Annotated in this window: 10 protein-coding genes; 4 read left to right on the forward strand and 6 right to left on the reverse strand. The window is 71.8% G+C overall.

Annotated elements, in window-relative coordinates; genetic code table 11:
- The first annotated feature begins 74 nt into the window (after positions 1-74).
- Positions 75-1,364, forward strand: coding sequence for a citrate synthase (locus OHO83_RS28605; protein WP_116512889.1), 1,290 nt, complete (start codon positions 75-77; stop codon positions 1,362-1,364).
- Between the two features lie 632 nt (positions 1,365-1,996).
- Here the strand turns inward: OHO83_RS28605 and OHO83_RS28610 are convergent.
- The 3 genes from OHO83_RS28610 to OHO83_RS28620 form a co-directional block, all read right to left on the reverse strand.
- Complete coding sequence (locus tag OHO83_RS28610; protein ID WP_266670705.1) at positions 1,997-4,318, reverse strand: heavy metal translocating P-type ATPase; 2,322 nt, start codon at positions 4,316-4,318, stop codon at positions 1,997-1,999.
- A gap of 92 nt (positions 4,319-4,410) precedes the next feature.
- The gene (locus OHO83_RS28615) at positions 4,411-4,728 is read right to left on the reverse strand and encodes a heavy-metal-associated domain-containing protein (protein WP_116513650.1); all 318 of its coding nucleotides are present in this window, start codon (positions 4,726-4,728) and stop codon (positions 4,411-4,413) included.
- Between the two features lie 117 nt (positions 4,729-4,845).
- Positions 4,846-5,796, reverse strand: coding sequence for a PrsW family intramembrane metalloprotease (locus tag OHO83_RS28620; RefSeq protein WP_330279918.1), 951 nt, complete (start codon positions 5,794-5,796; stop codon positions 4,846-4,848).
- Positions 5,797-5,968: 172 nt separating this feature from the next.
- On the opposite strand from OHO83_RS28620, the gene OHO83_RS28625 reads away from it, so the two are divergent.
- A complete protein-coding gene (locus OHO83_RS28625) occupies positions 5,969-7,003 on the forward strand; it encodes a zinc-dependent alcohol dehydrogenase family protein (RefSeq protein ID WP_330279919.1) in 1,035 nt (344 codons plus the stop codon).
- Positions 7,004-7,077: 74 nt separating this feature from the next.
- Here OHO83_RS28625 and OHO83_RS28630 read toward each other — a convergent pair whose 3' ends face one another.
- From OHO83_RS28630 to OHO83_RS28640, 3 genes are all read right to left on the reverse strand, one after another.
- Positions 7,078-7,668 carry a GNAT family N-acetyltransferase gene (locus OHO83_RS28630; RefSeq protein WP_330279920.1) on the reverse strand — a complete coding sequence of 197 codons (591 nt, stop codon included), beginning with the start codon at positions 7,666-7,668 and terminating at the stop codon, positions 7,078-7,080.
- 105 nt (positions 7,669-7,773) lie between these two features.
- The gene (locus tag OHO83_RS28635) at positions 7,774-7,971 is read right to left on the reverse strand and encodes a helix-turn-helix transcriptional regulator (RefSeq protein WP_266670699.1); all 198 of its coding nucleotides are present in this window, start codon (positions 7,969-7,971) and stop codon (positions 7,774-7,776) included.
- A gap of 277 nt (positions 7,972-8,248) precedes the next feature.
- Positions 8,249-9,151, reverse strand: coding sequence for a sugar phosphate isomerase/epimerase family protein (locus OHO83_RS28640; protein WP_266670698.1), 903 nt, complete (start codon positions 9,149-9,151; stop codon positions 8,249-8,251).
- 142 nt (positions 9,152-9,293) lie between these two features.
- Between OHO83_RS28640 and iolC the strand changes: the two genes are divergently transcribed.
- On the forward strand, positions 9,294-10,277 hold the full coding sequence (gene iolC / locus OHO83_RS28645) for a 5-dehydro-2-deoxygluconokinase (RefSeq protein WP_330279921.1): 984 nt from the start codon (positions 9,294-9,296) through the stop codon (positions 10,275-10,277).
- 62 nt (positions 10,278-10,339) lie between these two features.
- A complete protein-coding gene (locus OHO83_RS28650; protein ID WP_330279922.1) occupies positions 10,340-11,227 on the forward strand; it encodes a Cgl0159 family (beta/alpha)8-fold protein in 888 nt (295 codons plus the stop codon).
- Positions 11,228-11,249: the final 22 nt, after the last annotated feature.

The raw sequence follows: 11,249 nt of genomic DNA on the forward strand, positions 1-11,249 counted from the left end.
CTGGGCCAAGTGGGGGATGGTAGAGAACAGTCAGGGCACCTCGAAGAAGAGGCACTACGTCGGTGAGGGATGACGTGAGCGACAACTCTGTAGTACTGCGGTACGGCGATGGCGAGTACACCTACCCGGTGATCGACAGCACCGTCGGTGACAAGGGCTTCGACATCGGGAAGCTCCGGGCCCAGACCGGTCTGGTGACCCTCGACAGCGGGTACGGCAACACCGCCGCCTATAAATCCGCGATCACCTATCTCGACGGTGAGCAGGGCATCCTCCGGTACCGCGGCTACCCGATCGAGCAGCTGGCCGAGCGTTCCACCTTCACTGAGGTGGCCTACCTGCTGATCAACGGCGAGCTTCCGACCGTCGACGAGCTCTCCACTTTCAAGAACGAGATCACCGGGCACACGCTGCTCCACGAGGACGTCAAGCGCTTCTTCGACGGCTTCCCGCGTGACGCCCACCCGATGGCGATGCTGTCCTCCGTGGTCAGCGCGCTGTCGACGTTCTACCAGGACAGTCACAACCCGTTCGACGAGCAGCAGCGCCACCTGTCGACGATCCGGCTGCTCGCCAAGCTGCCGACCATCGCGGCGTACGCGTACAAGAAGTCGATCGGCCACCCGTTCGTCTACCCGCGCAACGACCTCGGCTACGTCGAGAACTTCCTGCGCATGACGTTCTCCGTGCCGGCGCAGGAGTACGACCTCGACCCGGTCGTCGTCTCCGCGCTCGACAAGCTGCTCATCCTGCACGCGGACCACGAGCAGAACTGTTCGACGTCCACCGTGCGTCTGGTCGGCTCCTCGCAGGCGAACATGTTCGCCTCGATCTCCGCCGGTATCTCCGCGCTGTGGGGCCCGCTGCACGGCGGCGCCAACCAGTCCGTCCTGGAGATGCTCGAGGGCATCCAGGCCAACGGCGGCGATGTCGACTCCTTCATCCGCAAGGTGAAGAACAAGGAGGACGGCGTCCGCCTGATGGGCTTCGGCCACCGGGTGTACAAGTCCTTCGACCCGCGCGCCAAGATCATCAAGGCCGCGGCCCACGATGTCCTCTCGGCCCTCGGCAAGTCCGACGAGCTGCTCGACATCGCGCTCAAGCTGGAGGAGCACGCGCTCTCCGACGAGTACTTCGTCTCGCGCAACCTCTACCCGAACGTCGACTTCTACACGGGCCTCATCTACCGGGCCATGGGCTTCCCGACCGAGATGTTCACGGTCCTGTTCGCCCTCGGCCGGCTGCCGGGCTGGATCGCCCAGTGGCACGAGATGATCAAGGAGCCGGGATCGCGCATCGGCCGCCCGCGTCAGATCTACACCGGCGAGGTCCTGCGTGACTTCGTGCCCGTCGAGGCTCGCTGATCCTCGGCCGGGGGTCCGGGGCTTGTTCCCCGGGCCGGTGCAGTACCCGCGGGGTCCTGTGTGACCTCGTGCTCGTCGGGGCCCGTCGAGGCCTCGCGCCGTGCACCTTGCGCTGCGTGACCGCACAGCATGCAGCGCACCCCCGCTTCGAGCGGGAGCGGAAGTGAAGAGAAAGCGGAAAGCGCCCCGCTGCCAGTCCCCCCACGGGCCGGCAGTCGGGGCGCTTTCCTTTTCCCGGTGCGGATTCCCCCCACGGGATCCGTCCGGGCGTCTGCGGTGCGGTCTGCCGGGACGCGTACACGGGAGGGCCGCTCAAGCTCTCCGTGGCACGTGTCCCGGCCAACGCGGTCGGGTCCGTCCCCCAAGACGGCCCCGGTCAACACAGAAACGCCCCCCAAGACGTTCCTGCATCGCCTCCTTAGACTCACGAGAACCTCAAATGGTTACGTTCAGATCACTGTGATCTGCGTCTCCTGCATATGTCCTGATCGTACGCAAGAGACCCCATATGTAGATCGAGGTTCGGACGTGAGAATGCTGCGGTTGTGATGTGAGGCGAATGTGAAGACCCCTTGATGATGGGCCAGACCAGGGGCGATGGGAAGTCCTTCCAGAAAATGGGCCGCTCACCTTCAGGAAAACGTCCTCAGCCGGAGGCTGTTCGTCACCACGAACACGGACGAGAACGCCATCGCGGCGCCCGCGATCATCGGGTTCAGGAACCCGGCGGCGGCCAGCGGCAGCGCGGCCACGTTGTAGCCGAAGGCCCAGAAGAGGTTCCCCTTGATGGTGGCGAGGGTGCGCCGGGAGAGCCGGATCGCGTCGGCCGCCACACGCAGGTCCGCGCGCACCAGCGTCAGGTCGCCCGCCTCGATCGCGGCGTCCGTGCCGGTGCCCATCGCGAGCCCCAGATCGGCGGTGGCGAGCGCCGCCGCGTCGTTCACGCCGTCGCCGACCATGGCGACGGTGCGCCCCTCGGCCTTCAGGCGCCGCACGACGTCGACCTTCTCCTGCGGCAGGACCTCCGCGTACACGGCGTCCTCGGCGATCCCGACGGCCCGCGCCACGGACTCGGCGACGATCCGGTTGTCGCCGGTCAGGAGCACCGGCGTGAGGCCCAGCGCCCGCAGCTCGGCGACGGCCTGGGCGCTCGTCGGGCGGACCGCGTCGGCGACCGTGATGACACCCCGTGCCTCGCCGTCCCAGGCGACGGCGACGGCGGTGCGGCCGGCGGCCTCGGCGGCGGTCTTGGCGGCCGTGAGCGAGGGCGGCAGGGCGATGCCGTGCTCGGCGAGGAGGCGTTCCCGGCCGACCAGGACGTCGTGCCGGTCCACCACGCCGCGGACGCCGAGCCCGGCGAGCGCGGTGAAGCGGGTGACGGCGGGCAGCGTCCCGGCCCGGCCTGCGGCGCCCTCCGCGACGGCCCGGGCGACGGGGTGCTCGGAGGCGTGCTCCAGGGCCCCGGCCAGCCGCAGCAGGGTCTTCTCCTCGACGCCCTCGGCGGCGTACGCGTCCTGGAGCGTCATTCGGCCGGTCGTCACCGTGCCCGTCTTGTCGAGGACGACGGTGTCGACGCGGCGTGTGCTCTCCAGGACCTCGGGGCCCTTGATGAGGATGCCGAGCTGGGCGCCGCGGCCGGTGCCGACCATGAGCGCGGTGGGCGTCGCGAGGCCGAGCGAGCAGGGGCAGGCGATGATCAGGACGGCGACGGCCGAGGTGAACGCGGCGGTCGCCTCACCGGTGGCGAGCAGCCAGCCGGCGAACGTGCCGAGCGCGATGACGAACACCACCGGCACGAACACACCGGCGATCCGGTCGGCGAGGCGCTGCACCTCGGCCTTGCCGGTCTGCGCGTCCTCGACGAGGCGCGCCATGCGGGCGAGCTGGGTGTCGGCGCCGACGCGGGTCGCCTCGACGACGAGCCGGCCGCCGGCGTTCACGGTCGCGCCGGTCACGGCGTCGCCGACGGTCACGTCCACGGGCACGGACTCGCCGGTGAGCAGGGCGGTGTCGACGGCTGAGGCGCCCTCGACGACGGTGCCGTCGGTCGCGATCTTCTCGCCGGGCCGTACGACGAACCGGTCGCCCGGCCGCAGCCGCCCGACCGGCAGGCGCACTTCCGCGCCCGAGGCGTCCAGCACGGCGACGTCCTTGGCGCCGAGTTCGAGCAGGGCGCGCAGGGCGGTGCCGGCACGGCGCTTGGAGCGGGACTCCAGGTAGCGGCCGAGCAGGATCAGGGTGACGACGCCCGACGCGACTTCGAGATAGATGGTGGAGGAGGCGTCGGTGCGGTCGACGGCGAACGTGAATCCGTGCCGCATCCCGCTCGTGCCGGCGTCGCCCAGGAACAGGGCCCACAGCGACCAGCCGAACGCGGCGAGCGTTCCGACGGAGACGAGCGTGTCCATGGTGGCGGCGCCGTGCCGCGCGTTGGTCCAGGCGGCCCGGTGGAAGGGGAGCCCGCCCCAGACGGCGACGGGGGCGGCGAGCGTGAGGGAGAGCCACTGCCAGTTGTCGAACTGGAGGGCGGGCACCATCGCCAGCAGGACGACGGGCAGGGAGAGCAGCGCGCAGACGACGAGCCGCCGGCGCTCGGGGGCGGTGGGGTCGGGCTCGGTCCCGGACCCGCTCCCGGCTTCCGTGCGGATCTCGTGCGGGGGTTCGTCGCGAGCCCCGTCCGGACCGTCCGCGGCCGCTTCGGCCGGCTCCTCCCGGGCGACCGGCTCCGCCGTGTATCCGAGCCTCTGCACCGTGGCGACCAGGTCGGCGACCTCGACCCCGGGCGCGTAAGCGACCTTCGCCTTCTCGGTCGCGAGATTGACCGACGCCGTCACGCCGTCGAGGCGGTTGAGCTTCTTCTCGATACGGGCCGAGCAGGAGGCGCAGGTCATCCCGCCGACGGCGAGCTCCACTTCGGAGAGCGGCCCGGCCGTGGTGTCCGTGGGCGTGGTCATCGCGGTTCTTTCCAGGGGCGTACGGGACTACCGCCGAGCGTACGACCACGGGCGCCGGGCCGTGGTGGGCGGCCCGGCGCTCTCCGAGGGGCTCAGGCCCTGCCGGCCAGCTCGTAGCCCGCCTCGTCGACGGCGGCCCGGACTTCCTCCTCGTCGAGGGGTGCCGCGGAGACCACGGTCACCTGTCCCGTGGAGGCCACGGCCTTCACCGACATGACGCCCGCGAGCCCCGAGATCTCGTCGGACACCGCGCCCTCGCAGTGGCCACAGGTCATGCCGGTCACCTGGTACACGGTGGTGACGGCTCCCTCGGCGCTCCCGGCGGCGTCCGAGTGGCACGAACCGCTGGGCGAGCAGCAGGAACCGGTCGACTCGGTGCCGATCTGGGGGAGCTCGGTCTGGGCGCTCATGTCGTTCTCCTTGTCGAAGGCCGCGTGCGTCCCGGTCTGGTCAGGCGTGCGGCGTACCGTGCGAGTGAGGGGCCGGGGGCGTCCCCGGGACCTCCTGACACTCGCGACTGTATACCCCTAGGGGGTATTTCTCCAAGGGGGATCGCTGCGGGCGAGCGAACGTACCCAGGCGATCCCCACGAGCGAGATGATCACGAGGCCGCCCACCGAGAAGAGGGTGAAGAGGTACTTCTGGGTGTCGGTCGGCTGCGGGATGTACCCCTCGGCGAAGAGCGAGAGGGGCAGGTCCGTGGCGGTGAGCCGGGCGACGATCCAGACCGCGATGCCGTGCGTGGAGTCCCACAGAGCGTGCAGCAGAGAGACGCCCAGACACGTGAGCACCACCGGCGCCGCGAAGCGATAGCGCCCGTTCGGCCTGCGGAACGCCAGCAGGGCGGCCCCGGAGATCGCTGTCCACAGCCCGTGCCCGAACGGTGCGAGCAGCCCGCGCGGCAGCTCCGTCGACAGGAGCGAGCGCAGGTCGATGCCCTGCATGCCGACGGCCGCGCCGAACGCGTGGCCCGCGCTCTCGAAGGCCGCGAAGCCGAAGCCGACGGACGCGCCGAGGACGAGTCCCGCCCGCAGCCCGCGCACCCGCGGCTGTGTGCGCAGCAGGTACATCAGGGCGGCGAGCTTGACCGCCTCCTCGATCAGGCCGACCCCGACGAACATCCACAGCGAGGGGTGCAGCAGGTGGTACTCCATGACCGAGGCGCCGACCACCCCGAGGACGCCGCCGACGGCGAAGCAGCCGAGCATCAGGCTCACGCCCAGGTCGCGCGCGTGACGCTCATACGCCCACAGCACGAAGGTGCCCGGGGCGAGGAAGCTGCCGAGCAGGATCAGCGTCGGCAGGAGCGTGGTGTCCCCGGTGGCGTAGGTGACGACGGCGGTCAGGGTCCAGAGGGCGAGTCCGCCCCACAGCCAGTGCTTCCACAGTCCCGCCCGGATCCGCGGCACGGAAGACGGGGGTCGCTTGGGGCCGGGGATGCGGGCTCGGGGCGCGCCGGGCGGCTGGGCTTGGGTCACGGCAATTCCCTCTGGGTGGGGAAGATTTGTGACGGAGTTTACGTAGATACGTGTTTTGTCGCACCGTGAGTCGGTGCGGGGGCAGGGTCCCGGTGTCCGGGCCGGGGGCTACGTTCGTCCGGTCGGGTGACCGTCAGGGTCTTTCGTTCGGTGGAAGTGAGGCGCGAGGGCGATGCGGGCTGTGGTGTTCGAGAAGTTCGGGGAGCGGGCCGAGGTGCGGGAGGTGCCCGATCCGGTGCCGGCGCCGCACGGCGTGGTCGTACGGGTCGAGGCGACGGGCCTGTGCCGCAGCGACTGGCACGGCTGGATGGGCCACGACCCGGACGTCCGCCTGCCGCACGTACCCGGGCATGAACTCGCCGGAGTGGTCGAGGCGGTGGGCGCCGATGTCCTGGACCGGCGGCCGGGCGACCGGGTCACGGTCCCGTTCGTGTGCGCCTGCGGCACCTGCGCGTCCTGCGCGGCCGGCGACCACCAGGTGTGCGAGCGCCAGACGCAGCCCGGCTTCACGCACTGGGGCTCCTTCGCCGAGTACGTAGCCCTGGACCACGCCGCCGTGAACCTGGTGGACGTGCCGGACGAGCTGTCGTTCGCGACGGCGGCGGGTCTCGGCTGCCGTTTCGCGACCGCGTTCCGCGCCGTGGTCGCGCAGGGCCGGGTCGCCGCCGGGGAGTGGGTCGCCGTGCACGGGTGCGGCGGCGTCGGACTGTCCGCCGTGATGATCGCGGCGGCGAGTGGCGCGCGGGTCGTCGCGGTCGACGTCTCGCCCGCCGCGCTGGACCTCGCCCGCGCCTTCGGCGCCGCCCACTGTCTGAACGCCTCCGAGGTGCCCGATGTGGCCGCCGCCGTACGGGAGTTGACCGGCGGCGGGGCGCACCTCTCGCTCGACGCGCTCGGCTCACCGGCCACGTGTGCCGCCTCGGTGGGCGGACTGCGGCGACGGGGCCGCCATGTGCAGGTCGGCCTGCTGCCGCAGGACCCGGTCGTGCCCATGGGCCGGGTGATCGGCCTCGAACTCGAACTCCTCGGCAGCCACGGGATGGCCGCGCACGCCTATCCCGGGATGCTGGAGATGGTCCGCGCCGGAGTTCTGCGGCCGGACCTCCTGGTCACCTCCACGATCACGCTGGACGCGGCGCCCGCGGCGCTCGAGGCGATGGGGACGACGCCCGGCGCGGGCGTGACGATCATCGAGCCGTGGGCCTGAAGGAAGCCCCGGGTGCCGGGCGGGCCCCCGCGCCGCGTGCCCGACTGCTGCTCCGGAAAGCGCAGTTGATGCCCCTAGGGGAGCCGGGGCCGCCCCTGGTGCTCCGCCCATTCCGGGGCGAGGACCGACATCAGCGTCGAGTCGTACCACTGGCCGTCGCGCAGTACCGACTGCCGGGCCACGCCCTCCTCGACGAAGCCCACCTTCTCGTAGACGCGGCGGGCCCGGTGGTTGTGGCTGAAGAGGTCCAGGGCGATGCGGTGCAGGCCCAGGCGCTCGAAGCCGTGGCCGACGATGAGGCGGGCCGCCTCCGTACCGAGGCCCCGGCCGCGGCCCTCGGGGCCGACGAGCGTGCGGAACGTGCAACTGCGGTGCTCCGGGTCCCAGTCGTACAGGACGACCTCACCGACGAGTCGGCCGGTGGCGCGGTCGGTCACCGCGAGGTCGAGGCGGTCGTCCTGGGCGCCGCGTGAGCCGTACCAGGAGCGCAGGAAGTCCACGGTGAGCTCGTTCGACGGGTCGCCGGTGAAGTGGCGGACCTCCGGGTCGTCGATGATCTCGGCCATCGTGTCGGCGTCGGCGGCGGTGAACGGCCGCAGGACGGTCTTGTCGCCGGTCAGTACCGGCTTGGCGGAGAAGCCGGCCGCCAGGGGTTCTCGGGTCATCCCGGGATTGTCCGAAGGGGCGGCCGCGCGGGGCAATCGAATAACGGGGGCGCCGCCCCGCACGGTGGCATGTGTGTGGGGCGGCGCCCGTGCGACCGAGGGCGGTCACTGCTTGAGGCCGCGGTTACGGGGGCGGGAGGCGACCCAGGCGTGGATGGTGTCCGCGTACCAGTAGGGCCTTCCCGACTCCACATGGTCGGGCGGGGGCAGGAGACCGTGTTTGCGGTACGAGCGCACGGTGTCCGGCTGGACCCGGATGTGCGCGGCGATGTCCTTGTACGACCAGAGCCTGCGGTCGGTCATCTGTGGCTCCTTGCTGCGGGTGCCGCAGCGGCGGCTCGGGGTGGCCGTCGGGGGAGCTGCGGCGCGAACGCTGGCGATCAGTCAGCCTGTGCCCGGACAACGACCCGCCCAGAGCGGAGGCGTGGGGCTGTCGAGGGGGTGTGACGCAAGACCCGCGTATCCGGGACATGTGTGACAGGAAAGGGGTGTTTGTGACACGAGTGACGCATTGGCGGCGCAGGGAAAGCGCGTACGCGGGCGTGACCGTTCGTCCGGTGGCGCCGTCGCCGCCGTCCTCCTACACCCCGCACGACCTCAGATAGCCCCTGGTGCGGCGGGCGATGGGCAGCGGACGGTCCGGTTCGCACGGGTACATGTCCTGCTCGACGATCGCGAAGAGATCGACGTCGAGGCGCTGCGCGGCCGCGATGACGGGCTCCAGCGCGGGCTCTCCGGCCGGGGGTTCGCACATCACGCCCCGCGCCACGGCGGGCCCGAACGGGACCCCGCCCGCGCGGACGCCGGCGAGCACGGCGGGGTCGACCTGCTTGAGGTGGAGGTAGCCGATGCGCTCGCCGTACGTCTCGATCAGCTTGACGCTGTCGCCGCCGCAGTACGCGTAGTGGCCCGTGTCGAGGCAGAGGGAGACGAGGTCCTGGTCCGTGGAGTCGAGGAAGCGGGCCACGTTCTCCTCGGTGTCGATGTGCGTGTCGGCGTGCGGGTGGACGACGGTCCGCAGGCCGTACCGCTCGCGGACCTCGTGGGCGAGCCGCTCGGTCTGGGTGGTCAGGTCGCGCCACTGCGCCGCCGTGAGCGAGGAGTCCTCGATGACCTCGCCCGTCTTGTCGTCCCGCCAGAACGCGGGGATGACGACGAGATGCCCGGCGCCGGTCGCGCGCGTGAGTTCGGCGATGGCCGAGACGTGCTCCCACGTCGCGTCCCAGACGCCGGGGCCGCGGTGCAGGCCCGTGAAGACCGTGCCGGCGGAGACCTTCAGGCCGCGCCGTCCCGTCTCCTGTGCGAGCACGTCCGGGTCCGTGGGCAGGTAGCCGTACGGGCCGAGCTCGATCCACTCGTAGCCGGCTTCGGCGACCTCGTCGAGAAAGCGCCGCCAGGGGACCTGACGGGGGTCGTCGGGGAACCACACGCCCCAGGAGTCGGGTGCCGAGCCGATGCGGATACGGGGTGACATCGTCGTCATGGAGCCAGCCTTCAGGGCGCCGGAGACGGGTGTCAAGACGTGGTCCGAATGTCCGGACAAAATGTTGACAGGGTCTTGAGGCAGGGCTAGACCTGAGCCTGAGACCGCCGAAGGGGCGCGCGCCCCGCCGAAGGGAATCCGTATGCAGCCCAGTCCCGGCGAGCCGTACGACCTGATCACCATGGGCCGGATCGGCGTGGACCTCTATCCGTTGCAGACGGGCGTGCCGCTGTCGGAGGTGGACACGTTCGGCAAGTTCCTGGGCGGATCGTCGTCGAACGTCGCGGTGGCGGCGGCCCGGCTCGGGCGCCGCACGGCGACGGTCACCCGCACCGGGGCGGACCCCTTCGGGGAGTATCTGCACCGCCGCCTGCGGGAGTTCGGCGTCGACGACCGCTGGGTCACCCCCGTGCCGGGCCTGCCGACGCCCGTCACGTTCTGCGAGGTCTTCCCGCCGGACGACTTCCCCCTCTACTTCTACCGCCGGCCCAAGGCGCCCGACCTGGAGATCCACACCGCCGAACTCGACCTGGACGCCATCAGGGCGGCCCGGGTCTTCTGGATGACGGGGACCGGGCTGAGCGAGGAGCCGAGCCGCTCGGCGACCCTGGCCGCGCTGGCGCACCGGGCGAAGGCGGGCATCACCGTCTTCGACCTCGACTGGCGGCCGGTGCTCTGGGGGGATACGGCCTGGCCGGACCCGGGCGCGGCCCGTCCCTTCTACGCCGAGGCCCTGCGCCACACGACCGTCGCCGTCGGCAACGTCGACGAGGTCGAGATCGCCACCGGCGAGCGCGAACCGGCCGCGGCGGCGCGGGCGTTGCTCGCCGCCGGGGTGCGCCTCGCCGTCGTCAAACAGGGCCCCAAGGGAGTACTCGCCATGGCCGCCGACGGCAGTTGTGCCGAGGTGCCGCCGCTGCCCGTCGACGTCCTGAACGGGCTCGGCGCGGGCGACGCGTTCGGCGGCGCCCTGTGCCACGGACTGCTCGCCGACCGGGAGCTGGAGGACGTCATGCGGTTCGCGAACGCGGCGGGCGCGATCGTCGCGTCCCGCCTGGAGTGCTCGTCGGCGATGCCGACCCGCGACGAGGTAGAGGCCGCACTCGCGGCGGGAGAGGTCCGATGAGCCGGGCGGGCCGGGTCGGCGGGAGCAGCCCGGGACACGTTCCCGCGCGGGGCGGCCGGGACATGAGCGTCGACCCCCTGAAGCTGGTGCGGCTGAGGGCCCACCACCCCGAGGCCGTCGCCGAGGCGGCGGCGCGACGGCCGCGCAGGCCGCTGATCGCGCACGAGGCCGGGCGCCTCCTGATCGTCGCCGCCGACCACCCCGCCCGCGGCGCCCTCGCCGTGGGGGAGCGGCCCTTCGCCATGGCCGACCGCGCCGACCTCCTCGGACGGCTCTGCCTCGCCCTGTCGCGGCCCGGCGTCGACGGGGTCCTCGCCACCGCCGACATCCTCGACGACCTGCTTCTGCTCGGCGCGCTCGACGGCAAGGTCGTCCTCGGCTCGATGAACCGCGGCGGGCTCGCCGGGGCCTCCTTCGAACTCGACGACCGGTTCACCGGACACCGGCCCGCGGACCTGCACCGGCTGCGGTTCGACGCCGGCAAGCTGCTCCTTCGTATCGACTACGACGACCCGGGATCGCTGCGCACCATGGAGTCCGCGGCCCGCGCCGTCGACGAGATGGCCGCGCTGTGCCTGCCCGTGTTCGTCGAGCCGTTCCTGTGCCGCCGCGACCCCGCGAGCGGGACCCTGCGCAGCGACCTGGGCGCCGAGGCCGTCACCACGTCCATCGCCATCGCCTCCGGCCTCGGCGGCAGCTCCGCGTACACCTGGCTCAAGGTGCCCGTCACCGACAACCCCGACGACATGGCGCGCGTCATGGAGACGTCGACGCTGCCCGCGGTGCTGCTCGGCGGCGATGTGGGTGACGACCAGGGCGCGGCGTACGAGAAGTGGCGGCACGCGCTCCAACTGCCCACCGTGCAGGGCCTGGTGGTGGGGCGCTCGCTGCTCTACCCGGCCGACGGCGACGTGGCGGGCGCGGTCGACAGCGCCGCGTCACTGCTGTAGGAGGGGACGGTGACGACGAACG

It is taken from the genome of Streptomyces sp. NBC_00569, from assembly GCF_036345255.1.
Taxonomy (GTDB): Bacteria; Actinomycetota; Actinomycetes; order Streptomycetales; family Streptomycetaceae; genus Streptomyces.

Bases quoted from the DNA above. Each gene is read 5' to 3' on its own strand.
- OHO83_RS28610 (WP_266670705.1), bottom strand. From the start codon at position 4,318: ATGACCACGCCCACGGACACCACGGCCGGGCCGCTCTCCGAAGTGGAG.
- OHO83_RS28615 (WP_116513650.1), bottom strand. From the start codon at position 4,728: ATGAGCGCCCAGACCGAGCTCCCCCAGATCGGCACCGAGTCGACCGGT.
- OHO83_RS28625 (WP_330279919.1), top strand. From the start codon at position 5,969: ATGCGGGCTGTGGTGTTCGAGAAGTTCGGGGAGCGGGCCGAGGTGCGG.
- OHO83_RS28630 (WP_330279920.1), bottom strand. From the start codon at position 7,668: ATGACCCGAGAACCCCTGGCGGCCGGCTTCTCCGCCAAGCCGGTACTG.
- OHO83_RS28635 (WP_266670699.1), bottom strand. From the start codon at position 7,971: ATGACCGACCGCAGGCTCTGGTCGTACAAGGACATCGCCGCGCACATC.
- OHO83_RS28640 (WP_266670698.1), bottom strand. From the start codon at position 9,151: ATGACGACGATGTCACCCCGTATCCGCATCGGCTCGGCACCCGACTCC.
- iolC (WP_330279921.1), top strand. From the start codon at position 9,294: ATGCAGCCCAGTCCCGGCGAGCCGTACGACCTGATCACCATGGGCCGG.
- OHO83_RS28650 (WP_330279922.1), top strand. From the start codon at position 10,340: ATGAGCGTCGACCCCCTGAAGCTGGTGCGGCTGAGGGCCCACCACCCC.